The 25,133-nt window shown below is 50.7% G+C and carries 18 protein-coding genes; 14 read left to right on the top strand and 4 right to left on the bottom strand.

Annotation, left to right across the window (positions count from 1 at the left end):
• Nucleotides 1–376: 376 nt before the first annotated feature.
• Nucleotides 377–1,903 (top strand): malate:quinone oxidoreductase, encoded by a 1,527-nt coding sequence (locus tag Q1A04_RS01655; protein WP_299700302.1) that lies wholly within the window; start codon nucleotides 377–379, stop codon nucleotides 1,901–1,903.
• A 78-nt stretch (nucleotides 1,904–1,981) separates the two neighbouring features.
• Here the strand turns inward: Q1A04_RS01655 and Q1A04_RS01650 are convergent, their stop codons facing one another.
• Nucleotides 1,982–4,087 carry a M13 family metallopeptidase gene (locus Q1A04_RS01650; RefSeq protein ID WP_299700301.1) on the bottom strand — a complete coding sequence of 702 codons (2,106 nt, stop codon included), beginning with the start codon at nucleotides 4,085–4,087 and terminating at the stop codon, nucleotides 1,982–1,984.
• 242 nt (nucleotides 4,088–4,329) lie between these two features.
• On the opposite strand from Q1A04_RS01650, the gene Q1A04_RS01645 reads away from it, so the two are divergent.
• The gene (locus Q1A04_RS01645; RefSeq protein WP_299700300.1) at nucleotides 4,330–4,887 is read left to right on the top strand and encodes a YceI family protein; all 558 of its coding nucleotides are present in this window, start codon (nucleotides 4,330–4,332) and stop codon (nucleotides 4,885–4,887) included.
• 30 nt (nucleotides 4,888–4,917) lie between these two features.
• On the opposite strand, the gene Q1A04_RS01640 is transcribed toward Q1A04_RS01645, so the two are convergent.
• Both Q1A04_RS01640 and Q1A04_RS01635 read right to left on the bottom strand, forming a co-directional pair.
• Entirely contained in the window at nucleotides 4,918–5,367 is a 450-nt protein-coding gene (locus tag Q1A04_RS01640) for an N-acetyltransferase (protein WP_299700298.1), read from the bottom strand.
• A gap of 20 nt (nucleotides 5,368–5,387) precedes the next feature.
• Entirely contained in the window at nucleotides 5,388–7,001 is a 1,614-nt protein-coding gene (locus tag Q1A04_RS01635) for a class I SAM-dependent methyltransferase (RefSeq protein WP_299700296.1), read from the bottom strand.
• Between the two features lie 194 nt (nucleotides 7,002–7,195).
• On the opposite strand from Q1A04_RS01635, the gene Q1A04_RS01630 reads away from it, so the two are divergent.
• From Q1A04_RS01630 to Q1A04_RS01575, 12 genes are all read left to right on the top strand, one after another.
• Nucleotides 7,196–7,753 carry a fasciclin domain-containing protein gene (locus tag Q1A04_RS01630; protein WP_299700293.1) on the top strand — a complete coding sequence of 186 codons (558 nt, stop codon included), beginning with the start codon at nucleotides 7,196–7,198 and terminating at the stop codon, nucleotides 7,751–7,753.
• 206 nt (nucleotides 7,754–7,959) lie between these two features.
• Nucleotides 7,960–9,375, top strand: a complete 1,416-nt coding sequence (locus Q1A04_RS01625; protein WP_299700291.1) for a pitrilysin family protein — start codon at nucleotides 7,960–7,962, stop codon at nucleotides 9,373–9,375.
• A gap of 5 nt (nucleotides 9,376–9,380) precedes the next feature.
• On the top strand, nucleotides 9,381–10,781 hold the full coding sequence (locus Q1A04_RS01620; protein ID WP_299700289.1) for a pitrilysin family protein: 1,401 nt from the start codon (nucleotides 9,381–9,383) through the stop codon (nucleotides 10,779–10,781).
• Between the two features lie 255 nt (nucleotides 10,782–11,036).
• The gene (locus tag Q1A04_RS01615) at nucleotides 11,037–13,160 is read left to right on the top strand and encodes an ATP-binding protein (RefSeq protein WP_299700287.1); all 2,124 of its coding nucleotides are present in this window, start codon (nucleotides 11,037–11,039) and stop codon (nucleotides 13,158–13,160) included.
• A gap of 48 nt (nucleotides 13,161–13,208) precedes the next feature.
• On the top strand, nucleotides 13,209–13,640 hold the full coding sequence (locus Q1A04_RS01610; RefSeq protein ID WP_299700285.1) for a response regulator: 432 nt from the start codon (nucleotides 13,209–13,211) through the stop codon (nucleotides 13,638–13,640).
• Nucleotides 13,641–14,042: 402 nt separating this feature from the next.
• Nucleotides 14,043–15,395: a hypothetical protein gene (locus Q1A04_RS01605; RefSeq protein ID WP_299700283.1), complete on the top strand. Its 1,353-nt coding sequence runs from the start codon at nucleotides 14,043–14,045 to the stop codon at nucleotides 15,393–15,395.
• Nucleotides 15,396–15,400: 5 nt separating this feature from the next.
• Nucleotides 15,401–15,814 (top strand): hypothetical protein, encoded by a 414-nt coding sequence (locus Q1A04_RS01600; RefSeq protein ID WP_299700281.1) that lies wholly within the window; start codon nucleotides 15,401–15,403, stop codon nucleotides 15,812–15,814.
• A gap of 2 nt (nucleotides 15,815–15,816) precedes the next feature.
• A complete protein-coding gene (locus Q1A04_RS01595; RefSeq protein WP_299700279.1) occupies nucleotides 15,817–17,268 on the top strand; it encodes a hypothetical protein in 1,452 nt (483 codons plus the stop codon).
• Nucleotides 17,269–17,490: 222 nt separating this feature from the next.
• Nucleotides 17,491–20,955, top strand: a complete 3,465-nt coding sequence (locus tag Q1A04_RS01590) for a hypothetical protein (protein ID WP_299700277.1) — start codon at nucleotides 17,491–17,493, stop codon at nucleotides 20,953–20,955.
• Between the two features lie 110 nt (nucleotides 20,956–21,065).
• The gene (locus Q1A04_RS01585) at nucleotides 21,066–22,079 is read left to right on the top strand and encodes a hypothetical protein (protein ID WP_299700275.1); all 1,014 of its coding nucleotides are present in this window, start codon (nucleotides 21,066–21,068) and stop codon (nucleotides 22,077–22,079) included.
• 9 nt (nucleotides 22,080–22,088) lie between these two features.
• Nucleotides 22,089–23,858 (top strand): hypothetical protein, encoded by a 1,770-nt coding sequence (locus tag Q1A04_RS01580; RefSeq protein ID WP_299700273.1) that lies wholly within the window; start codon nucleotides 22,089–22,091, stop codon nucleotides 23,856–23,858.
• A 5-nt stretch (nucleotides 23,859–23,863) separates the two neighbouring features.
• Complete coding sequence (locus Q1A04_RS01575) at nucleotides 23,864–24,511, top strand: hypothetical protein (protein ID WP_299700270.1); 648 nt, start codon at nucleotides 23,864–23,866, stop codon at nucleotides 24,509–24,511.
• Nucleotides 24,512–24,590: 79 nt separating this feature from the next.
• Here Q1A04_RS01575 and Q1A04_RS01570 read toward each other — a convergent pair whose 3' ends face one another.
• Nucleotides 24,591–24,803: a hypothetical protein gene (locus tag Q1A04_RS01570; protein ID WP_299700267.1), complete on the bottom strand. Its 213-nt coding sequence runs from the start codon at nucleotides 24,801–24,803 to the stop codon at nucleotides 24,591–24,593.
• Between the last annotated feature and the right edge of the window lie 330 nt (nucleotides 24,804–25,133).

The raw sequence follows: 25,133 nt of genomic DNA, 5'->3' as shown, positions 1-25,133 counted from the left end.
GTATCTCAAAATATCTAGGCCCTTGCCGAGGCAAATTAGGTTCGGACCAATGTCCGATGGCAAACAGCGTCAGTGATTTTGTGGCTTCCTTGGTGCGAGGAAATAGCATGCTTAACATAGCTATGGAAGGGAAACCAAATTATAACTAGCTGAGTTCAAGGTTATTATTGTTTTTGCATTAAACCTGTTATTATACGGTCCTATTTGTTTTGATACAATGCTGTTTACTTATTATTGCCGGCAGGTTACCCTTAAATCCTACAAGTTCACCCACTTATTTTTTGGATGAATTTTCTGGATTATTTATAAAAATTATCTCCTGCGAAGCGTGTCACGTAGTATAGAGGCAAGTGAAATCCTTATATAAGAAGACGATATGAAAACTGAAGATAGACTACCTGAAGAAGCGGATGTCGTATTGATTGGAGCAGGTATAATGAGCGCAACATTGGGTATGATGCTGAAGGAGCTGCAGCCTGATCTGCGGATTGCCGTGTTTGAACGATTGGAGGAAGCCGCGGCAGAAAGTTCTGATGCTTGGAACAATGCCGGGACCGGCCATGCAGCTTTCTGTGAGTTGAACTACACCCCAGAAAAAGCGGACGGCTCCATCGAAACATCCAAGGCTGTGAGTATTGCGGAATCCTTTGAAATTTCACGTCAGTTCTGGGCCTACCTCATACAGCGGGAGCATATACAATTGCCTGAGAATTTTATTCAGAGCATACCGCACATTAGTTTTGTATGGGGTGATGGCAATGTGGAGTTCCTGAGAAAACGTCATGCAGCGCTCACGCAGTGTCACCTTTTTGAGGGGATGCTTTATTCGGAGGATGTGGAAGAGTTGGAGAACTGGATGCCGCTCGTGATGCAAGGCCGCGACTTGATCGAGAAGGTAGCTGCCACACGCATGGACCAAGGAACGGATGTGAACTTCGGAACACTCACCCGCTGTATGTTTGAGCAACTGAGCAAAATGGACGGGGTTACACTGCACTTTGGCTACGAGGTGCGCAGGCTTCGCCAGAAAGAGGACAACAGCTGGCGCATACGGGTGAAACACCGTGCCAGCGGAGAAAAGCACAAAGTAAGGGCTAACTTTGTGTTTATCGGGGCGGGTGGTGGCTCACTGCCACTTTTGCTCAAGTCAGGTATACCAGAGGGAAAAGGCTTTGGCGGTTTCCCGGTGAGCGGACAGTGGCTCAAATGCACCAACCCCGCTGTGATCGAACAGCACCAAGCCAAGGTATACGGCAAGGCCTCAGTAGGCTCGCCGCCTATGTCCGTGCCGCACCTCGACACCCGTTTCATCAACGGCAAGCGGGAGCTGCTTTTTGGGCCCTATGCCGGCTTCACCACCAAGTTTCTCAAAAACGGATCTTTCTTCGATCTGCCGCTTTCACTCAAAATAAACAACCTGCACCCCATGCTCGCTGCCGGAGCGAAGAACCTACCGCTCAGCAAGTACCTGATCGATCAAGTGCGTCAGTCGCCGGATGAGCGGGTGGAGGCTTTGCGCGCTTATTACCCGGAGGCTAGGAGCGAAGACTGGCAGCTGGAAGTTGCCGGGCAGCGTGTGCAGGTGATCAAAAAAGACCCTAAGCACGGTGGTGTGCTGGAGTTCGGGACAGAGATAGTTGCCGGTGCCGATGGGTCACTAGCGGCCCTGCTGGGTGCCTCACCGGGCGCGTCTACGGCGGTTTCTATTATGATCAACCTGCTGCAGCGCTGCTTCCCCGAAAAGATGCAGTCTCAGGAATGGCAAAACAAACTCAATGAGATGATTCCTTCCTATGGAGAATCCTTGGCGGAGAAAGCAGCGCTGCTACGGGAGGTGCGCGCATGGACCAGTGAGGTGCTGGGTTTGAAGGAGCCGGTTGAACCGAAGCGCGAACAGGTATAAACTCAAAACAGGTATAAACAAAACGCCTCTCAAACCGAAGTTTGAGAGGCGTTTTCATGTAGCTAGGTATAAGCCAGCTTACCAGATTCTTATTCTGTCTTCTGGTGCGATATAGAGCTTGTCACCCGGCTTCACGTTGAAGGCCTTGTACCAAGCGTCCATGTTCACAGGCGCACCGATCGTACGGTATTTGCCCGGCGAGTGCGTGTCCGTCAGGATAAGCTGTGCCTCTGTCTCAGGAAGGATATTGGTTCTCCATACCTGAGCCCATGACAGGAAGAAGCGCTGATCTGGCGTGAAGCCGTTGATCTTCTTCTTGGACTTGCCCTGCTTTGTCATCTTAAAGGCTTCGTAAGCGGCGCTCAAGCCACCCAAGTCACCGATGTTCTCACCCAGCGTCAGTTTACCGTTCACATGGATGGTGTCCTGCACAGTATAATCATTGAACTGCTGAACCAGCTGGTCCGCTCTTTCTTGGAAGCGGGCGCGGTCTTCGTCCGTCCACCAGTTGCGCAGGTTGCCGTCTTTGTCGTACTGGCTGCCTGAGTCGTCGAAACCGTGAGAGATCTCGTGGCCGATCACAGCACCGATACCACCATAGTTCACGGCATCATCCGCATTCGGGTCGAAGAACGGGAACTGCAGAATACCAGCGGGGAAAACGATTTCGTTCATCACCGGGCTGTAGTAGGCGTTCACGGTCGGAGGTGTCATGCCCCATTTGGTTCTGTCAACCGGCTTGCCTAGCTGGCTTACCATGTCGTTGTAGCCCCACTGACCAGCATTGCGCACATTCTGGAAAAACGTGTTGCGGTTGATATCCAGATCTTGGTAGGTCTTCCATTTCTCTGGGTATCCTACTTTCGGACGGAAGGTATAGAGTTTAGCAAGTGCTTTCTCTTTTGTTTCAGGTGTCATCCAGTCCAGCCCTTTGATGCGGATCTCGTAAGCCTTGATCAAATTGGCGATCATCTCGTCCATTCTGGCTTTGGCTTCCGGCTTAAAGTGCTTCTGCACGTACAGCTGTCCAAGTAGCTCACCTATAGTGCCGTCTGTCAGCTGTGCCATGCGCTGCCAGCGTGGCGTCTGTACCTTCTGGCCAGACAGCGTCTGCGTGAAGGCGAAGTTCGCATCTACGAAGTCAGAGCTCAGGTATGGCGCTGCTGACTTCAGTACATTGAACTGCAGATAGGTCTGCCAATCAGCTACCGGCGTAGAGGTTAGCATACCGTTCAGCTCGGTGAAGAACTTCGGGTTGTTCACCAAGATAGTGTCCTCACCAGTAACCTTCAGCTTCGACATCAGCTGTTTCCATTCCATGTTTGGCGTGGTGTTGCTGAAGTCTGCTACGGCAAATTTGTTGTACGTCTTGTGTGGGTCGCGCATCTCAACGCGGGCCATCTGAGCTTCTGCCATCTTCTTCTCGATGTTGAAGATGGTCTCAGCGTTTTTCTGGGCGGTGGCTTGATCAGTGCCAGTCAGCGTGAAGAGCTTCGTGATGTAATTCTTGTAAGACTCCTGAATGCGGGTGCTGCGGGCATCATTCTTCAGGTAGTAGTCGCGATCTGGCAGGGTGGTGCCACCTTGGCTCAGTTGCGGGATCATCACTTCCACATTCTTGCGGTCCTGACCCACGTAGAAGCCAAACATTGGGGCTGCTGCACCAGTGCTGCGCAGATATGCCACTTCATGCAGCACACCGTTCACATCCTGTATACCTTTAATGCGCTCCAGATCAGCTTTGATCGGCTCGTAGCCCAATTTATCAATAGAAGCGCTGTCCATGGCGGCGGCGTAGAAATCACCTACGCGGCGCTCAATGGAGCCAGCGGGTGCGTTGTTCTTGGCAGCGGCATCATTCAGGATCGTTCTTACAGCGATGATATTGAAGTCACGCAGCTGGTTAAAGCTTCCCCAGCGGGTTTCTTTGGCAGGAACAGGGTTTTTGCGCAGCCATACGCCATTGGCATAGGTATAAAAATCATCGCCCGGTTTCACGCTCAGGTCCATGTTGGTCTTGTCGATGAACTTGGACTGGCCGGCAGGTTTACCGCCATTTTGGGCCGAAGCCTCCAGAGCGCAGAAAGTAGCCGCTCCGAAAAGCAGCAGCCTCAGGCGGTTCTTCCAGACAGACGTCTCTCTCTCTGTGTGAGACAGGGTGGTGGTGTCTTTTGTGTTTTTCATGTTAGATTGAATGTTTTAAATAGATTTCAAAAAGCTTTCGTTAAACGGAAATTATTTTGAATGCCCTAAAATAAGGCTTATTAGCGACATGTATGCTGATTATTTTTTGAGCCTTATGCCGGGCGTTGCAGCAGGTATAACACAGGCAAGCTGTTTTTAGTTTGCCGCCAAGCTTTTGAGCCCCCTGCAGCATCAAGCAGATACTCTTCAACTTTGCAGAAGACCAGCAGTATACCAATAGTATGAAGCTTGTTGCATTTTGGATCCTGTTTCTGGCGATTGTGTCCCTCCTCATGGCCTTTGAGCCTATGGCCATAGCACAACAGCAGACAGTTAAACCGTCAAAACCCAGCAGCACCATTGGTTATACCCTGAGCCACCCCTTACATACCGTGCAGGGCATAAGTAAACAAGTGAGCAGCGAGTTGCTCTTATCACAGCAGGGTAAACAGATTGAGCGGGTAAAGGTGTCGGTTCCCGTCCGATCCTTTGACAGCGGCAACCGTCGCCGGGACCGGGATATGCTGAAAGTAACGGAAGCAGAGCGGTACCCGGAGGTGACCTTTGTGAGCTCAGAAATTGCAGAGCGAGACGGAGCGCTTGCTGTAAAGGGTCAGCTTTTCTTTCATGGCGTGACGCAGGAGATCGGGTTCACAGCACGCCAGTACAGACAAGGGGAGGACATGGTGGTGGAAGGCGGCTTTGAGATCAGCTTAGAGCAATTCAGTATCAAGCGACCTTCCATATTAACTATGAAAGTAAAGGATCAGCTGCAGGTACAGTTTCAAATGGTCTATTAAAACCAAATCACTAGCGCTAGAAACAAACGTCTAGACTTTAATCTGTTTGCTCATCAAGAGCCTCGGACTGCCGTCCAAGTAATAGTCTGCCACCTCTTCCTTCACTTCAAATCCCAACCGGGTATAAATGCTGATGCCAGCGGCATTGTCGGGATGTACGGTCAGGTATAGTGTTGCAACTCCCTTCGTTTCCATCTGACCTATGCAGGCGGCCATCAGCTTCTCGCCGATGCGCTTGCCCCTGTGTGCGGGGAGTACGCCTAGTGAGAGCAGCCAGCCCAAGGATTTATCTTGATTGTAATGCGCCAGCATATAGCCGACAAGCTCACCTGCTGTTTCGGCCACCAGCAGATAATCACCTGTCACATCATAGAACTGCCGCAGTACGAAAAGCGGGTAGCTATCCGCCCCAAAAAGGAGCTGGTCGATCGCTTTAACCTCCCGGAGGTCACTGAGCTGTGCGTGACGGATTGTGATCATGAGACAGGTATAGTGCTGAGTTAATCTTGTTTACCCTTCAGCAGGTTGATGCTGATCGTAGCTAAGTCAGAATCCGGAAAGCGTCGGAAAGCACCTTTATCAGGATGCAAGCCGGCTTCGCCTGCCACTTTATGGAATACTTCCACCTCTACGATGTATTGGTCTGAGAATCCATGGGTTGCGTCGTAGGCGGTGGCAGCTGTTTTGCCAAGGTTAGCTGCTGCCAAGGCAGGGGGGATGGTATGCAGTTCCATGGTCAACAGACCGAACTTATCCACATAGGGCGTCCATTTTTTGAGGTGCTCCAGCAGGTTGTCCTCTACCTCGTTGTTGCTAATGCGCATGCCCCGAAAGGCAAAGGCACCTGTAGACTCACTCAGCCTGCTTTCGGTACGTTTGCTCGGGCGCTCCCAGATGCGGTTGTGGTCAAGGAAGGTGCGTACGTTTAGCAGTTCCTTCAGGTTAATGTTGTAGTTTTCGCGCAGGTCATCGGCCAGCAGGTCGGGCCTGCCAATGTCGCCCCAGATCACTTTGGCCCAAATGTCTGCCTTAATGAGGTTGGCGCGAGTTACCTTGAGGGCTGCTTGGTTGTAGTCGGCACCAACTAGAAAGAGCGGGTACTGGTCCAGTACCTTGCCGCGGGCGGTTTGCCGCTCGATCACGTCGAACATGTGCTGCAGGAAAGCGCCGTTACCGCAACCCATATCCAGTATACCTTTCGGCTGCTCGTGTATCGGCCGGTTGAAGAGCTCGATGATAATCTCGTCAATCACATTGAAGTACGTAGCGTGAGCCCCACCACTGCCCCATACGTTCATCTCACGGTCCACATGTAACTCAGGCGATCCCTCCGGCTTGTCCCAGAGCACATTCGGATTCCCGAAAATCAAGTCATCCAGATGCCTGAAAGTAGGGATGTACGACACGGTCACCCCATAGGCACTTCCGCGTTTGGCAAAGAACACACCCTCTTCAGTATATTCATACTGCTCGCGCACCTTTCGGAACCAGCCCAAATGGGCGAACAAGTCCAGAATCTTTCGGAAGTCCTCATGGTTTTCGTGAAACTCCTCTGGGCTGAAACGCGATTCCATGAAGTATTTATGAAACATGCCGTTCATACCCAGCAACACAATCGTCGGTCCCATCAGCAAGCCCTCTATGTGGAGCAGGATCTGTTGCTGTACCTCGCGCTCATCACCTTCGTCAGACAAAGTAAGCCCATAGTTGTTTTTATACCTGTCAGCGATCTGAGCCCATAGCTGGTAGGGCTCCTTTTCAAATTTGCGGGGATGGTACTTGCCGGACAGTTGCATGAGCTTCACCACATCCTCATACAGGTATACCAGCCTGAAGGCAATATGACCTCGGTCCGTGACGCGATAGGAGATCCGGTCAGTGACATTGTCGAGCTGCTGCTCGAGCCAGCCCTGTGAACAGAGCACCCGGAGTGCGACATTGAGGTAGCCATCGTTGGCTTTGAATTGGTTTACAAGTGCTTCAAGCGTCGCCTCGCCAACCTCCAGCAAGTAGGGCAGCACCCCGTGCTGGTGCAGGCTAAAGGCAGTAGGGGCTGTGACGATGCCATCGAGGTGGCGGAATATCGTATCGCGTAGTTCGTTCTTATTTCTCATATCCGGTTGTGGTTCGCACTAAGTGATGTACGGCGTTTCGTGCCTATGTTGTTTGGCCTAGGCTAGTTTAGGGCCTAAGCAGTGTGCGGCAAGCTGTAAAAGTAATAAATATCATTTTTTAGACTAATCACAGTCATATTTCAAGGTAAGAAATTTCTCCAATATTACATCTGAAACTAAACCATCGAACTGACATGAAAATTTTAAATCTAACATTGATCCTTGCGGGATTCGGCCTATTAGCCTCCTGCAACACCGCCAACGAGCAAGAAACGGCGGTAGCCTCCACACAGACAGAAGAACCGCAGGGTGCCGGACAGTCCGCTGTGGCAGACGACCAGTCGCAGCAGAACATCGTGCAGGTTGCTTCCGGCTCACAGGACCATACCACACTGGTAGCTGCCGTTAAAGCGGCCGGACTTGTGGATGCCCTAGCCAATGCAGGCCCTTTTACGGTGTTCGCTCCAACAAACGCGGCATTTGATAAACTGCCGGCAGGTACCGTGGATGGCCTGCTCAAACCTGAGAACAAAAGCGATCTGAAGAATGTGCTGCAGTATCACGTGTATGTGGGCGTAATTCCGATTGAGCGATTTGACAATGACATGAGTCTAGGTCAGGTAAACGGCGGTCGCGTTACATTGGGGCTTAACGGTGAGCAGGCGACTGTGAACGGGGTGAACATTCTGGCTTCCATACCTACTTCAAATGGCATCATCCACGTAATCGACCAAGTGCTGCTACCAAAATAACGGGCTTATATCGTCATCTTTTAAACAGCCCGAGCTTACTGGATAAGCTCGGGCTGTTTTTATATAGACTGGGTAAGATTTTAAAATTAAACATATTTTTTAGTATATATTTTATACGGTTTCCGTAAAAGGCTCTGGATTAAGGCTTAAAATATCTTCAACCTTAAAATCAGCGCATAATGAAAATCAAACCTTTAGCAAGAATTATGAGATGGGGCAGCTTGGTGCTGCTGCTGGGAACCGCCGCCTGCAGCCAGCGCACCACCCCGACAGCCGAAACCGACACGACTACGGCAACTGCTGAGTCGGTTAGCCCGGCCACGACCGGCTCCGCCTATCAGATTCCGGTGGATTATTATACCTTGGACAATGGGCTTAAAGTGGTGCTCTCCCAAGACAAAACGGCTCCGTTGGCTACCATTGCCGTTTACTACAACATCGGCTTTCGCATCGAGCCGAAGGACCGCACCGGTTTCGCCCATCTCTTTGAGCACATGATGTTCCAAGGCTCTGATAACTTGGGCAAGATGGAGTTCATCCAGCTGGTGCAGAAAAACGGCGGTATCCTCAACGGCTCAACCCGCTTTGATTTTACCAACTATTTCGAGATTGTGCCGGCGCATAAGCTGGAGACCATGCTCTGGGCCGAGGCCGATCGCATGCGCGGACTCAATATCACACAGGAGAACCTGACCAACCAGCAGGGAGTGGTGAAGAATGAGGTGAAAGTAAACGTGCTCAATCAGCCTTATGGGGGCTTCCCATGGCTCGACATGCCGCAGTACGCCAACAAGAACTGGTACAATGCGCATAACTTCTACGGTGATTTAGAAGACCTTGACGCCGCCAACCTAGAGGACGTAAAGTCCTTCTTCGATACCTTTTACTCGCCAAACAATGCCGTACTGGTTGTGGTGGGTGACTTTGAAACCGGAGATGCTAAGAACTGGGTGAAGCAATACTTTGGCGATATACCCTCCGCAACGCTGCCCGAGCCTGTTGACCTGACCGAACCGCGTCAGGAGAAGGAGCAGCGTTTCACCAAGGATGACAAACTTGCCAACCGCCCAGCAATAGCCTTTGCCTACCACATGCCGGAGCGAAATTCACCGGAGTACTATGCAATGGGGCTGTTAGATCAGATTCTGCTGCAGGGCAACGACAGCCGCCTTTATCAGGCACTGGTGCAGGAGCGGGGCTATACCGGCTCTGTGGACGGCGGCATCAACGCCTTCCTTGGCAACATGTTCAACTACAACGGACCGATGCTGTGGATGGGCAGCCTGATTCACGATCAGAATGTGGCCTCTGACGAAATTATGGCTGTGGTGGATCAGGAAATACAGAAGCTACAGCAGGAGGGTATCAGCCAGGAACTGGTTGATTTGGCGATCGTTAAAATCCGCGCATCGCTCTACGATCAACTGAGCGCCTCCTCGGGTTTTGGCAAAGCGGACATGCTTGCCTCTTTCGCCCTATTCGACGACGATCCTAGTCGCATCAACCGCATAGAGGCGGAGTTTAGAAAAGTGACGCCCGAGTTGTTGCAGAAAACCATTCAGGAGTATCTGCGTCCGACAAACAGAACTGTCTTAGTTGTAAACCCACTCGCTAAAAGCTAATCGCTATGTATAAGAAACTAATCACGATAACACTGAGCGCCATGTTGGGCCTTACATCAGGTATAGCCTTGGCGCAGAAGCAAACCCCGCCTGAAGGGGGCACTCCGAAAAACTTTACACTACCTGCCAAAGAGGAGTTTGAACTCCCTAATGGCCTCTCGGCTACCATGGTGCCCTATGGTGAAATCCCCAAGGTGGTGGTGAGCATGGAAGTGCAGGTCGGTAACGTGCACGAGACGGAAAAAGAAAACGGTCTTGCCGATATTGTAGGCAACCTGATGCAGGAGGGAACCCCCACCCGCAACGCCCGCCAACTGGCCGAGGAAGTGGCCCGCCTTGGCGGATCGCTGTCTGTGAGTGTGGGGCCGAATCAGACGTGGATCTCCGGTTCGGCGCTTTCAGAGTACGGTCCGGAGCTGGTTGCTATTATGGCTGACTTGGTACAGAATCCGGCTTTCCCGGAGTCGGAGCTCGACCGTATCAAGAATGACTTCAAGCGGCAGACCAACCTGCAGCGCCAGCAACCGGGTTCTATCGCACAGACCAAGTACCGGGGAGCTATCTATGCCAATCATCCCTATGGACGCGACTTGCCAACCGATGCCATGATTGAAGGCTTTACGGCCGCACAGGTACGCGATTTTTATCAGAAGCAGTTCGGCGCCGATCGTACCACGATATACGTGGCCGGCATGTTCGATGAGGGGGAGATGAAAGAGGCAATTACTTCCACGCTGAGCAATTGGACAAAAGGCCCCGCCCCGCAGATCGAAGTGGCCAAGCCCGTTACCAAAGGCACCATGATCGTGCAGGACCGTCCGGGGGCGCCCCAGTCCACGATCGTGTTCGGCCTGCCGGTGGTAGACCCCTCGCACCCGGATTACATGGCACTGCGTGTAACCAACTCGCTGCTGGGCGGCTCCTTCGGGTCCCGTATAACCCGCAACATCCGCGAAGACAAAGGCTATACCTATTCGCCCTACAGCACACTGGCAGCACGCTACCGTGTGGGCGATTGGGCGCAGGTTGCTGACGTGACCACGGAGCATACCGGAAACTCCTTGCGTGAGATCCTGCGCGAGATCAACAGGTTGAGCACCGAAGCGCCATCAGAGGAAGAACTGGAGGGCATCAAAAACTATGAGGCCGGTTTGTTTGTGCTCCGCAACTCCTCGCCTTGGGGCATCATCTCCCAGCTTAGTTTTCTGGAGTTGCACGACCTGCCGGACAGTTTCCTCTCCAATCAGGTGCAGAACATCCACGCCATTACACCGCAACAGGTACAGCAAACTGTTCAGAAATACATACAGCCGAAAAACATGACGCTTGTCGTGGTAGGCGACAAAAAGCAGATCGATCCGCAGTTGAAGAAGTTTCAGGCGGAGCTAAAGAAGAACGCCTTGTAGCACCGTCATTTTGCCGCAATAGAACTTAGTTTAAAAAATGCCTCCTGTTCCAGTTACAGGGGGCATTTTTGCTTAAAAGCCCCTATGCCATCTCTTTATGTAAAGCTTAAAGGATAGCTCTTGGATTTTGTTTATCAGGCTTATGTTCGCATATTAGGGTTTGTGTTTCCAAGGGCCACGACCTGCCAACTTTCGAAGGTATTGTCTGGTAACGAATATGGGTAGCTTCTTACCTGTATTAAAAATTCCTTATTTATGAGAGAAGTAGATGGTAGTATGACCAATAACAAAGCGCTGGCATTTCTTCAGGGCGGTGGCGAGATGGGTGCCCTGATGCGGGAATACGATTGGAACAACCATTCGCTCGGAGACCCGGCCAACTGGCCCCAAAGCTTGAAAACCAATATCCGACTTATGCTGCATTCCCAGTTCCCCATGTTCATTTGGTGGTCAAAGGGTTTGTATAAGTTTTATAATGATGCCTATATACCTGCATTGGGTAAAAAACATCCAGATGCGCTAGGCGGCAGTGCCCGAGACATATGGTCGGAGATATGGGATAATGTAGGAGATATTACAGAAGGGATTTTAGAGAATGGGCAGGCCTTTTATGCAGAAAACCTGTTGTTGTACTTGGAAAGAAAAGGCTTTGCAGAAGAGACCTATTGGACTTTTTCCTATAGTCCCGCTTTCGATGACAAGGGGGAAGTGGAGGGCGTATTTTGCGCCTGTTACGAAGAAACAAACTCTGTACTCAGTCAGCGGCGCCTCAACACGTTAAATAATGCTTCCGAAGTACTATCTCAGATTTACACAATAGAACAGGCCTGTCAGGTTACCTGTGATCTCTTGTCTGAGAACTCCAAGGATATACCCTACAGCATGATTTACCTGTTGAACAGGGGCACTTCTGAAGCCAAATTGGCAGGTACATCAGGTGATGTGACCCTTGATGAGGTGCAGAAAGTTGTAAGCTTGAATAAGCTGGATAAGGTTGGTATGTGCCCTATGAAAGAGGCCTTAACAAAAAGACAGCCCATCCTTTTTGATCCCCCCTTCGGCTCAAAAGATACGCAGAAGGAAATTGCAACGACAGCGCTGCCTAGAAAAGCCGTTATACTACCCATCTTGCGATCGGAGCAGGAAGAGGTGCTCGGCTTCTTCGTAGCAGGTATAAATCCGCACTTGGAGTATAGCAATGATTACCAGAATTTCCATAAACTGCTGAGTAGGCAGATCGCCACGTCCATCATCAGTACACAGGCACGTGAAGCTGTGATGAAACAGCAGAAAGCTTTGAATGAAATGTTTCAGCAGGCTCCCGTGGGAATAACCATACTGCGTGGTCCTAATTATATTATCGATTTGGCTAACCCCGGTATTTGCCAGATTTGGGGCCGCCGCCAGGAGGATCTCATTGGCAAGCCTGTTCTGGAGGCGCTGCCAGAGGTAAAAGACCAAGGTATAAAAGAATTGTTGGATGGGGTCTATGAAACGGAGCAGCCCTTTGTGGCGAACGAACTTCCCGTAGACCTTGAGCGCAATGGAAAACTGGAAACAGCTTACCTTAACTTTGTGTACCAGCCTGTGCGTAATGAGCAGGGAGAGATGGACGGCATCATTGCGGTTGCCATCGACATAAGCGAGCAGGTGGCGGCACGCCGCGAGATCGAGGCGATGAACGGGGAGCTGCTGGCCATCAACGCTGACTTGGATAATTTTGTGTATGCTGCCTCTCATGATCTGAAAGCCCCTATATCCAATATTGAAGGCCTGATGCATGCCCTCACAGACTGTATGTCTGATGATACCTTGGCCTCTGAATTGGTACAAGAACTAATTGGGCTTATCCATAGCTCAATCGAACGTTTCAAAAAGGCGCTTTCCGACCTGACGGAAGTAGCCAAGATACAGCGTGAGGCTGGTGATGATGTGTCCTTTATTAATTTGGCCGATGTTGTAGGGGAAGTTACGCTCGACTTTGAATCAGTTATCAAGGAGACCGGTGCAGTAGTTGAAACGGACATTAGCGAAGGCGCTGCGGTGCAGTTTTCTGCCAAAAACATCAGGAGTATTGTCTATAACCTGATAAGCAATGCACTCAAATACCGTTCACCTGATCGCCCGCCCTTTATACGTGTTTTCACTGAAACTTCGCCAGAATCCATTATGCTAGCCGTAGCTGACAATGGGTTGGGAATTAACATGGCCGATGAAGACAAGATTTTCTCCATGTTCAAGCGGCTCCATGACCATGTGGAAGGCTCTGGCATCGGGCTATACATTGTCAAAAGAATCGTGGAGAATGCCGGTGGCAGGATAGAGGTGGAAAGCCGTTTGGGAATAGGATCAGTCTTCAAAGTATACTTTAGGCACTAAACACATTTTTCTGATTTCTGTTACTGTTCCGTACGCTGCAAAAAAAATATGCTCAAAATAAATTCTATTCTGCTGGTTGACGACGACAAGGCTTCCAACTTTATTAACCAATTGCTGATTAAAAAAGCGGCAGTCACGGATGAACTGTATATCGCACGCAATGGGAAGGAGGCCATTGAACTCATCAGAGATAAATGCCTTGGACATGAGGCAGACGTCAGCAAGATGCCTCAGCTTATTTTATTAGACATCAACATGCCCGTGATGGATGGTTTTGATTTCTTGAAAGCTTTTGAAGAACTGGATTGCCCATCGAAGGCATCAGCCCTGATAGCGGTACTGACTACTTCCCTGAATCCGAAGGATAGGGAACGGGTAACGGCGGCAGGTATAACGCACTTTCTCACGAAGCCGCTGACGAAACAAGTTTTAGAGGATTTGCTGCAAGCTCATTTCGAACGCAGACAGAATCAGTTATAAAACAAAGAGAGACCCCCTTATGAGGAGTCTCTCTTTTATTGAAAAGATTAGTTTGTAACAATTAACTTTTCAACTTTTAGCCATTCTTTTATACGGGGTCATTTTGGGTAAGGTTACAAAGGCCCTAAATATTTTTCGATTTTTTCCGATCACGCTTCATTCGGCCTTTCTCGCCAGCAAATTATACGATATACTCTCCAATAAAAGTAGCATAATCTTCCAGTCAAGAGGGTAAGCTACTTAGCAATCAAGTATATGAATATATAGCTGTATGCGTATCTAATTTGCTTACTTTTTCGTTCAAGTTTCAAAACAGGAGCACGAAGGGGCCGGAACGGCTTCTCATGGCACAACCTTATACCTGATTCTACAGTATTGCCATTGCTTTTAACCAAATAGCGCATGCTTCCAAACACTAAGTTCTACAGTATACATATCGCATTAATAGGCCTACTGCTGACGCTGGCAGGCTGCTATACCAAACAGAGTGCCGAAGAAGAAAGAGACCCTGACATCGCTGTCCCTCCGCAGGGACGCTCCTCTGCCGAGGCACCCGCTGAGCCTACTGAACTGCAAGAACCTTCGACTGTTCATGTAAACGTATACCTTGAGATCTCCAACGGGATGAAGGGATTTATGCCGCCCGTGGTGGCGGGCAAGGCGGGCACCGAGTTTCAGGAGCGTATGAACAGGCTTGTTTCCGAGGTGCAGGATGGCCGCTATGTGGACCGCAAAGCTTTTTACTTGGCCAAAGAGGATGCCCAAGGCAAACCCGTACTGGACAGCGTTTCCTACAATGTCATCAAAAAATACATCGCAAACGGCATAAGAGATGATGTGCGGGGCACGCCCCTGCCCGAGATGCTTCGTGCCGCCCTCCAGCAGTCCTTAGACCACGAAGCGGTTGCCGTTATCATCTCCGATTTCATACACGGCCCCAGCGATCAGGGGCAGTTTTTGTCACTGGACTCCGATATCAGAGGTGCTTTGCGCGAGGCGGAACGGCAAGGACTAGTGGTAGCTGTGCTGGGTGATCTATCTGCCTTCCATGGTACTTACCACCCCGCTGTGAAAAAGCCGGAGGTGCGCAGGATACTGAAAGGAGAGCAAATACCGTTCTATACTTGGGTGATCGGCAAACAGCCTGACGTGCAGGTGGTCATCAACCGGGTATTCCGCGATTTACCGCAGCAACAGGCGTATTTTGGGTTTGCGTACAAGACTACACCTTTTTCGGCGCTGCTCAAATCAGGCAATTTCAAACCCGCTGGCATTGTGTACTGCAGCAGCCGCAACGCGGACCCCTGTACCTCCGTTAACCTGCAACCGCAGCCGGATGAACAGGTGGAGTTTACCGTTGGCATTGACCTGAGCACGCTACCGGCTAACATGCAGCGTGTTGCATACCTGAAGCAGCACCTGAAAGTGATGGGCAACGGTTGTCGTGCTGCCATGGTGTCGGTCATAGCAACCGACGAAGGTATAAGGGCCACGCCGGATCTGGCGCGCTATACCCACTTTGTGCGGGTACAGGTAACCCAACTGACAGCCAATTCCGGATCGGTCTATATTCAGCTACCGCACGTATACCCGGCTTGGGTGGAAAAATGGTCTACCGAAAACGATAACAATCCGATAAAAGAACCCGGCAGAACGTATCAGCTCACCAAGATCATGGACGGTGTGCAGGCCCTGTACCGGGACCAGAGCGACCACATTTTTAATGTAAGCGTGCAATTCAACAAAGCAGACTAACCCATATGATTCAAAAGTTCTTCTGGGGGCTATACGAGATGTTTCTCGGCCGCCCGATCCCTGCCAACTTCACAAATGATTACCGTGAAGTGGTGTTCCCGAACACAGGCCTGTTGCTGATCATCATCACCTTGGCGATTGTACTCATCTATTACTATGTGCTGAACCGCATGATGAGTACCGGGCTCTATAAAACCCAGCACTGGGTGATGTTCCTCGTGCTCAATGCCATCATCGCCTTTATCATCCCCGTGGTACAGGTCAACGCCAACGGCATCGACACTCACTCCTATACCTTTATGTTCGCGTTCCTGAACGTGATCTATAGTTTGGTTCTTTTCTTTCTTTTCTCCATTCTACTCAAGAGGGGCTCCGTGCAGGCATGGACGACCCCTGTGAAGTGGCCTAATAAAAAATAAACATGGCAAAGCTTTTTGTATTCGGAATAGGGGGCACAGGCTCCCGCGTCATTCGCTCGCTCGTGATGCTCATGGCGGCGGGTGTCAAAATCCAAAACTGCGATAAAATAGTACCCATCATCATAGACCCGGACACACAAAACGGGGACATGAACCGCACCGTGGAGCTGCTTAAAACCTATAAGCAGATTCACGATTCGCTTGGTCGTCGCGACGATGGTTTTTTCCATACCGACATCAGCACCCTGTCCAGCATAGCCGGCGATGGCAATGCCAAGATCCGTGACAGTTTTGTGTATGATTTCGGAGGTATTAACAAGCCTTTTAAAGACCATGTCGGGTATAACCAACTTGACATTGACAGTCAGTCGCTTATCGATCTGCTCTTCACGCCGGAAAACCTCAACAATAGCCTCGATGTGGGCTTCCGTGGCAGTCCAAACGTGGGCAGCGTGGTGCTGAACGAGATCATCGACTCGCCGGAGATGCGCTTCTTTGCATCCAACTTTCAGGCCGGTGACCGCATCTTCTTTGTGAGTTCGATCTTCGGAGGAACAGGCGCCGCCGGCTTCCCTCTGCTGCTCAAAAACTTCAAAGACTCCCGCACCGGTCTTCCAAATGCGGCTAGTTTAAACTCCGCCTTAACAGGTGCCATGGTGGTATTGCCTTACTTCTCGCTGGAGCAACCGGCGGCAGGCGTGGAGGCGGACTTTATCGATTCGAACACCTTCACGACCAAGGCAAAAGATGCACTGTCCTATTACCAGCATCATCTCAATGGGGTCAATGCCGTGTATTACATGGGTGACACGCCGGACAAACCGATGGAGAACAACCCGGGTCGCGCCAGTCAGAAAAACGACGCGCACTTGGTGGAACTACTGAGCGCCTTGGCCATTGTGGACTTCATGGACTACTCAGACAATGAGCTGGGGGGCAATGAGGTATACCATGAGTTCGGTTTGCGCGAAGACGTAAGCCATGTGCAGTTCTCGCACCTCGACACCGAGACGCGTGACCGTATTGCCACACAGCTGATTCGCTTCCATTATTTTGAGCGCTACTTTACAAAGCACTTGCCAGACGACGCACAAGCGGCTTATGCCAAGAGTGTGGATTTGGGCAGTGCCGTACGCAACGACCAGTCCTTCAAAGAGCTGAGTAAATTCCTGACACATCCAGAGTTTGGCTACCAAGCTTGGCTTCGCGAATTAGGACGTAAAGAGCGTACGTTCGCCGCACTGGATCTAAACGAAACCGACTTCAACCGCATGGTATCGGACAAGCAGATCGAGACAGGCTTCCTGAACAAGGGCATACATCAGGGCGCCTTCGTGAAAGAGCTCAACCGCGCTTCAGAATCTATCTCAGACCGCGAACCTTTCAAAGCCACGATCAAGGCTTTTGAAGTGGCGACGGAAAGGCTGGTGGAGGAGAAGCTGAAGTATAGTTAATAGAAATTGTCCCCTTGAGGGGACCGGAGGGGTGTAATCGTTAGCGGACAATAACTGGGATTAAAATTGTTAATTCATCAGCTGTAACTGAACACCCCTATAGTCCCCTCAAGGGGACAATCAGGTACTGCTTTCAAATGGCTGTATTTACATATTTGAAAGGCATTAATTTAGGAAAAGAGTCTTATAACTCTGCAACACACCTTATAAAAACAAACGAACATGCCGAAAGTACTTCGTCTTCATAAAACCGGATCAAACGTGGAGGGCTGGGCCAAGACCAGCCAAATCACCAGCACCGAGATCAAAGATATTACCGATGGCTCCGGAGGCAGAGCACTCAAGATCAATGCTTCCATACCTACACCTTTTGCCCGCATGCACCTTTTCGAGACCGCTTTCGATTTCGTGAAGCGGGGTGTTGGCGGCTCCGGTACCAACACTATTTATCACAAGTTCGTCACCCACTTTTGGGACCTGTGGGAATTACTCTATAACCACCAGAGCTACGCACAGGCCGGTAACAAGATCATCATTCGCCGCTGGAACAAGCAACAGCAACTCGGGGCGATGCAGTCCAATCCGAACACGAGTCTGCTGGGCCGTACGCTGGAGCTGTTTATGAACGACAGCCGCTTTCAAGGAGTGGAGGATATCTTCCTGTTCTTCTTCGAGTCCACTAACGCCCGCGGCGACAGGCAGATGCAACTGATAGGCGGCACTTCCCCACTCACCTTCCTGTTTGTGGCACCGAATGTGCAGCCGCTTACTATTAACCGCGCCCAAAACATCGGTACTTACTTCGACCACAACTACGTGTCCTTGGAAGACCGGGAGCGTGACTTCAAAGAGTATGTGCACAAGCTTTTCGTGTCTAACCCTGCCATGATTCAGGCCTTCCCGGCTGTATACAATGCGCTCGACGAGAACCTGCTTCGCAACATCAACATGGCGGGCGCTGTGGGGCAGGGAGCCATCGCCTCGGAGTACCTGCAGTTGGTGGACTACCAGCAGAACCCGGTACATGTGGGGCATCTGAACTTCTTGGTAAAGAAAGACCAGACCGCCGTAACAAGCAGCGACCTGTTCATTCGTCCGACCCATACCGGATTCTCTGGAGAGCGTCCGATCGTACTGAAGCCGGATCTGCGTTTGGCCCCGAACATCAAATATGTCAACAACCTCGCTTGGCCGACAAGCACGGTGGTGGGCTACTCAGACGAGAAGCCCTTGGAGAACCGTTCCCTACCGGGCGTGGGCTTCAACTATCCTTACCTGACCATCAACGACCTGCTGCAGGAAACACTGGTGCAGGTGCCTTACGAAGTCAACACAGACCGTTTCTATAGTGGCACAGTGGTCTACCAGCCGGGGGTAACAGAGAAGTCTTTTAATTACCTGTTGCCGATCACCAACTTGTACTTTGACTATTTCGCGCCGCAGGATCTGGCCAATCACCTCACTTTTCATATTGATCTGAACCATGTGCGGGTGACCTTGCGCATACCAACTGAGAAAGGCGACGTGGTATACGAGCGCAGTTATTATGATAATCCGCTCAATTCGAAAGATGCGCACGGTTATGAAATACCTGAGAAAGGTAAGATTATCAAATCTAGAATCGGGCTCGGGGTGTTCCCATTCTTCAAGTTTACAGATGCACCTGCTTACAACGATTTCTACAAAGTGATGCTGGTGGATGAGGACATCGATCCGCTGCTCGTGAACCGTAACCATACCCTCAGTTTTTATGCGGGTGGCAAGCAGTTAGAGTCCGGCGGCGGTATCATTTCGGCCTCAGCGCATACGCGTACCAAAAAGAGCAACAGCAGCGCTGGCAGTACCTACTATGAAGTACGTGGCACCCATTTCGATTTTGCGGAGTTCACGCACGCCGGGGTGGACATAACGGGAAAGGCGCTGATCGTGCCTAAGTTTCAGGAGCTGCAGCAAGGTATACACAACTTCACTTTTGCTGTCGATTTCGGAACATCCAACACGCACATCGCTTATACCTCCGGAGCGAACCAAGCCCCGCGTGAGTTCAACATCACCGCCAACGATCAGCAACTGGTGATGCTCAACAAACCATCCGATGACCCGGCCCTGACCGATTACCAGCGCTTCCACAAACGAGGCTTCGGTCGACTGTTTGCCGTTGAAACGCTGCTTAAGCGAGAGTTTATACCTTTAATCATTGGCTCCGGCGGTTCGCTATACAACTTCCCGACCCGTACCGCTACCTGCGAGTCCATCGATTTTGAGAACCAGATCACCAACCTTTTCGGTAACATCAACATCGGTTTCTCTATCAATACTGAGGGCACGCACCAAGACCAGTACAAGCAAACCTACCATACTGACCTGAAGTGGAGCGAGACCCTCACCAATACTGGCAAGCGCCGCATCGAGGCTTTTTTCACCGAGATCATGCTCCTCATCCGCAACAAGGTGGCGCTGAACAATGGCAATATTGCTGCCACCAAGATCGTGTGGTTTGCGCCGCTCAGTTTCGACGAATACTCCCGCAACATGTTCCAGAATGTGTGGGATGGGGTGTACAACAATGTCTTCAAGAACGGCCGCACCACCGTGTGCATTACCGAATCGGTGGCGCCGTTCTACTTCTTGTCACGAACAGGTGCCGTGGTGCCGAGTCAGGATGAGAACCTCATCAACGTGGATATTGGCGGCGGTACCACCGACGTGCTGTTGTTCACCAACCGCAAGCCTTCGCACAGTTCCTCTTTCCGTTTTGCAGGTAACGACCTATGGGGTGATGGGTTTGCTACTGTGAAGACCCGAAAAGACAATGGCCTGCTGCAGTATGGCGTGGATCATGTGCTGCGCATCCCGCTCACCGAAGAGGGTCGCGAGTACCGCAAGTTCCTAGAGACAGCGCTGGATAACCCAGATTTCAACTCCGCTGACATCAGCAGTTTGCTCTTCAACTACGACAAAGAGCTGAGCTACAGCCAGCAGCTTTTGCAAGCCCGTCAACTTCGCCTGATGTTCTACCTGCACTTCGGTTCGCTTATGTACCACCTCGCGCAGCTGGTGCAGCAACTCGACGTAAAAGTACCGCGCTATATCTCCTTCAGTGGACGTGGTAGTTTGTACATCAAATTGCTCAGTGCCGGAAATAACCTATCGAATGTGGAGCGCTATGCCAAAGCTATTTTCCAGAAAGTGACGGGGCAGGAACCGCCGGCCAATTTCAAACTGGTGCTGGTTGACAATCCGAAACAGGTAACAGCTAACGGTGGTGCGATGGCCTTGGAGGGAACAGACCTCAATGACCTGACCAACATCCCGATCATGCGTCCGACGGGCACTGCCAACACAGCGGAAGCCCTCACGCCGGTAACCAAAACTCAGATTTCGGGTGAGTTGCGCCAAGAGGTGATGGACAATGTGATGGCCTGCCTCGAAATGCTCCTCGATGATCCGGATATCTCTCCACTGATGCGCTCTATGGGGGTGGAAGTGGACCCGATGCGCGTGCTTGAGTTCATGCGATCTAACTTGCAGGACAGCTATACCATGATCTTGGAGGATACGGTGCGTGGCCTGACTGACCGTGAGCCGTTGCATGAGACCATGTTTTTTATGCCGCTCAAGCAGTCGCTATACCTGCTCTCCAAAGAACTTTACCGGCAGCAGTCGCAGGTAAGCACGGTTTCTTAATTGAGATACAGATCCTATACCTGTTCCGGCCACCTTTTCTTTCAGGAAGGGGTGGTTGGGCTTTTTAAAATTGATTCATAAAGAACAAACGCTTTATAATACTCTAAACAATGAATGCAATTGCCATAATAATAAGTCTGATAGCACTGGTAGGGGCTGGTTTTGCCTTTTTGCGAGCCAGCAGCTCGCACCGTATCATGACCAAGCGGGTCGAAAAACAGAAAGACCGCATTGACATACTGGAAGAGAGACTCCGCAGATTGGAGGGCAACTCCAGCCGTGGCCGCCGAAGCGCGGAGGAATCACAAGAGGACGGACGTCGGAACCAACCACGTCAGGAACGCCACGAGCAGCAGGAGCAACGCCACGAAGAGCGCCAGAAACAACGCTCCAAAAAGGGCAAGTCTGAGAGACAGCCACAGGAACGAACCCAACAAGATGAACAGCCACAGGAAAGACAGCAGGAGCGAAGACAGCGGGAAAGACAGTCTACCGACATGCCACCGCAGTCACAGGAAAGGGCACCGGAGGACAGAACTACGCAGGAGCGGCATACCCAGCAGCAGGAGGAAGGCCAGCAGCGACGCCCTAAACGGGATAACCGCAGACGCAATGAGCCACGGGATGCCAGCCAATCGGTAGAGACGGATCAGGAGAGCGGTTCTACGCCCGTTAATCTGGAAATAGCCGGTGGTAGCCTGCTGGACGAACTCGAGCAGGAGGCGGCTAGTGCCAACAGCACCGTGACGGCACCTTCCGCACCTATTGCGGCAGATGAGCCATTTCCTTCAGAGTCACCTGCAAATCCGGGCAAAGCCTATGCGATTATACCTGAAGACGGTTTGATACGCCAGCATCAGTTGCAGCAGCAGCCTGATTCTGATAGCTATATTGAAGTAGATGTTCCAAAAGATGGCGGCAATATGACCTATTACCGTTTTAATTTGGCGGGCAATCACGCTTTTGTGATTTCGCAAGGTATAGACCGGCTCGAAAACGCCTTCTCTTTTGAGAAACCCTCCAACCGCATGGTCAGTCAGGTGGTGCAGCAGCACGACGGCGTGCTGGCTAAAGTGGGTAATGGCTGGAAAATAGAACAGAAAGCACGCATCGATTTTAGGTAAACCCATTACATGGCAGGCATTTTTGTTTTTGAGGCAATCCTGATACTGGCTATTCTGGGCTACCAACTGTACATCTACAGGGGTACCCGGAGCCGGATCAGGCAAATAGAGCAGCTTTTTCCCTCTGCTGAGCGCCTCTCTCTTCGGGAACAAATGCTTGAACAGGCGGCTCCGGCTGCCAGTATAGGCCAGTCAGCGGAAGACCTGCGCAAGGCGGTGCTGGACGGACAGCCTTTTCGGGAGTATATGCCCTCCAACCCCGCGGTGAAACGTGTGGTGGCCGTCGAGAAAGATACTTTGCAGGTAGAGGCCAAGGGCGGTCCGGTGCCGCGCTATTCCATGCCCCTCGAAAAGCTGGACAAAATGTTGGCAGGAGGGAATATCTTTTTGGTGCAAGGCGATCCCGAAGCACTGATGAAAACCAGCACCTCGGGCGGGAAGGGTACGGCTACAACAGACCTCATTGAGGTGCAGCAGCCCTCCGAAACCTTTGCCAAGATCATTGATAGTACGAACCAGTACCTTCGCCGTAACAAGGGGGCCGCAGCCGATTTCGACATCCTCAAAGACGTGGCCGAGCGCTATTCTGAGGCCATGGATAGTGAAGTACAGTCCACGGTTGCCACGCCTCTCTACATCGGTTTGTTGGGTACCTTCTCGGGTGTTATTATCGGCCTATCCAGTCTGGTATTTACCGGCTTGGTAACGGCCGAAGCGGCAGAGGAAGGTATAGCCGTTGGTTCCTCTTTTATTACAGATCAGAACATTCCTAGCTTTTTGTTCGGCGTACTCATTGCCATGGCGGGTAGCTTTTTCGGTTTGCTACTGACTTTGCTGGGTAATCATCAGTTGAAGAACGCCCGCAGTATACGCGATCGTTTGCAGAACGAGTACTATACCTTCTTGCAGACCAACCTGCTGCCCAAGCTTAACTCCGATATGGCGGCAAGTCTCGGCAACCTCAAATCGGTGCTTGACTCCTTCAACAAGGACTTCCTCGACAAAATACTGGGTTTCCGACCGATCGTGGATTCGCTTTCCGAAAACATCCGCGTTCAGAAGGAGTTCATCCACAAGCTCGACGAGATCGGCTTTACCCAAATGGCCAACGCCAACCTGCAGGTGTTTGACAAGCTGAAAGAAAGCGAGCAACTTTTCCAGAATTTCCTGCAGTACCAAGTGGCCCTGAACGAGTCGGTGCAGAAAGGTGGGGAGCTGACCCACAACATCGGGCAGGTGCTTAGCCGCCTGACCGGCCTACAGGAAGGCTTCGATCAGGTGCCGGGTTATTTACAGAAACACGATGAGTCCATACAGCGGCAGGTCGATTTCTTTGGCCGCCATGAGCAGGATCTGCAAAACATAGCGTCACGGGTGGAGCAGTATTTCGACAAGGCGGCCCTGCGCCTGACCGAGTTGATGGAAGCGAGACTGCAACATCAGGAACGCGATGCGCAAAATGCCTACGAAAAGTGGCAGGAGCATTTCCGGATACTAAACGAAGACAACGTATACGCGCGCATCGTCGATTACATGCGTCCATTCGAGAACCTGAGTCAAAAGCAAGAGCAGCTCGGTACCACCCAACAGCAGCTGAGCAACGAAATCCGACAGACCAATGAAAAGCTGTTGCAGAAGATGGAAGCCGATGCACAGGTACAGCAGCAGTTGCTCCGTCAACTGCACATGCTCAACGTGAACATGGCAAAAGCAGCCGAACCGGGGCCATTGAAAGCCGCATTGGGCAGGTTGTTCGGCGGGCAAAATAATAGGAGGTAAGTGCCATGAGCAAGGAAAGCCGCGATTTTTTCTGGCCGAGCTATGTAGATCTCATGACGGTACTCTTCCTCGTGATGCTCGTGCTGTTTGTGCTGAGTTTTAAGCTGTTTCAGGACAAGGCGCTCGAAAACCAGCAGACATTAGCCCGCCTCGAAGTGGAGTTAGAGGAGAAGAAAAAACTGGATGAGATAAAGTCGGCTTTGAGCCGACTGGACGAACGCTATTTCCAGTATAATGAAAGGCACAAACGGCACGAACTGCTAGTAGATGTGCTCTTCCAACAGAGCCGTGCCGAGATACCGCAGCGCGCGCTTGGCCCTCTGCGTCGTGCCGGTGAAAACCTGAGCCAAGTGATCAATTCCATTGACGACGAAGACGTAAAATACCTGATCGTGATTGATGGGCGAGCCGCCAGTTATCCCAAAGGTGACCCGCGCAATATCACAGAGCGGGAGTATGCACTGGAACTGAGCTACAAAAGGGCAGTGGCACTTATGAAATTCTGGCAGAGCTCGGGCATCAAGTTTCCGAAAGACCGGATCGAACTGGTCGCTGCGGGCAGCGGTTTTGAGGGAGCCGGCAGGACCGGCGATGCCCGGGATCGGCGATTTGTCATTCAAATCCTGCCGAAGGTCGGAACACTGGGGGAATAAACACAGAAGAGCTGGCCAAATAATGACCAGCTCTTCTGCTTTCAAGCAAATTGGCTTTGCTTTGAATTTATCTTCCTATCTATTGACGGTTTTCATTTTCTATATCAACAGTTTCTGTTTCCACTGTCGTATCAGTTTCTACTGTTGTTCTTTCTACTTCATACTCAGTTGAAACAGTATCCGTGTCGATTACTCTTTCGTCGCTGTCAGTAGTTGTGGTTGTTCCACTGTCGCAAGCTACCATACCTAGTGTTCCAAGTGCGATAACTCCGATATACATTACTTTTTTCATGGTTTTATTTTTTATGGTTCTAGATTAAATCCAATTGCAAAAATTATTTTTTTTGTAATATTCTAACTTGTATACGAGTTTATTGTTTTAAAAGGTTATAAATCAATAATTAATAACTATTGTCTATTCCTAGAAATACAATAATCGACCTGCTGCATTAAAGTTGTCTCTACTCTAATTGCCGATACTTTACAAACATGAACCCGTCTTAAATAAGAAAAGGACTCTTTTAAGGAGTCCTTTTCTCTATTGAAAAGATTAGTTTGTAACAATTAACTTTTCAACTTTTAGCCGTTCTTTTATACGGAGCTGTTTGAAAGGGGGTTACAA

Source organism: uncultured Pontibacter sp. (assembly GCF_947499215.1).
Classification (GTDB): Bacteria; Bacteroidota; Bacteroidia; order Cytophagales; family Hymenobacteraceae; genus Pontibacter.
Note: the sequence above shows the minus strand (reverse complement) of the source record. Positions and strands in the feature narration are given on the sequence as shown.

Bases quoted from the DNA above. Each gene is read 5' to 3' on its own strand.
- Q1A04_RS01645 (WP_299700300.1), top strand. From the start codon at position 4,330: ATGAAGCTTGTTGCATTTTGGATCCTGTTTCTGGCGATTGTGTCCCTC.
- Q1A04_RS01630 (WP_299700293.1), top strand. From the start codon at position 7,196: ATGAAAATTTTAAATCTAACATTGATCCTTGCGGGATTCGGCCTATTA.
- Q1A04_RS01585 (WP_299700275.1), top strand. From the start codon at position 21,066: ATGAATGCAATTGCCATAATAATAAGTCTGATAGCACTGGTAGGGGCT.
- Q1A04_RS01655 (WP_299700302.1), top strand. From the start codon at position 377: ATGAAAACTGAAGATAGACTACCTGAAGAAGCGGATGTCGTATTGATT.
- Q1A04_RS01610 (WP_299700285.1), top strand. From the start codon at position 13,209: ATGCTCAAAATAAATTCTATTCTGCTGGTTGACGACGACAAGGCTTCC.
- Q1A04_RS01635 (WP_299700296.1), bottom strand. From the start codon at position 7,001: ATGAGAAATAAGAACGAACTACGCGATACGATATTCCGCCACCTCGAT.
- Q1A04_RS01625 (WP_299700291.1), top strand. From the start codon at position 7,960: ATGAGATGGGGCAGCTTGGTGCTGCTGCTGGGAACCGCCGCCTGCAGC.
- Q1A04_RS01575 (WP_299700270.1), top strand. From the start codon at position 23,864: ATGAGCAAGGAAAGCCGCGATTTTTTCTGGCCGAGCTATGTAGATCTC.
- Q1A04_RS01590 (WP_299700277.1), top strand. From the start codon at position 17,491: ATGCCGAAAGTACTTCGTCTTCATAAAACCGGATCAAACGTGGAGGGC.
- Q1A04_RS01620 (WP_299700289.1), top strand. From the start codon at position 9,381: ATGTATAAGAAACTAATCACGATAACACTGAGCGCCATGTTGGGCCTT.
- Q1A04_RS01570 (WP_299700267.1), bottom strand. From the start codon at position 24,803: ATGAAAAAAGTAATGTATATCGGAGTTATCGCACTTGGAACACTAGGT.
- Q1A04_RS01580 (WP_299700273.1), top strand. From the start codon at position 22,089: ATGGCAGGCATTTTTGTTTTTGAGGCAATCCTGATACTGGCTATTCTG.
- Q1A04_RS01640 (WP_299700298.1), bottom strand. From the start codon at position 5,367: ATGATCACAATCCGTCACGCACAGCTCAGTGACCTCCGGGAGGTTAAA.
- Q1A04_RS01615 (WP_299700287.1), top strand. From the start codon at position 11,037: ATGAGAGAAGTAGATGGTAGTATGACCAATAACAAAGCGCTGGCATTT.
- Q1A04_RS01600 (WP_299700281.1), top strand. From the start codon at position 15,401: ATGATTCAAAAGTTCTTCTGGGGGCTATACGAGATGTTTCTCGGCCGC.
- Q1A04_RS01650 (WP_299700301.1), bottom strand. From the start codon at position 4,087: ATGAAAAACACAAAAGACACCACCACCCTGTCTCACACAGAGAGAGAG.
- Q1A04_RS01605 (WP_299700283.1), top strand. From the start codon at position 14,043: ATGCTTCCAAACACTAAGTTCTACAGTATACATATCGCATTAATAGGC.
- Q1A04_RS01595 (WP_299700279.1), top strand. From the start codon at position 15,817: ATGGCAAAGCTTTTTGTATTCGGAATAGGGGGCACAGGCTCCCGCGTC.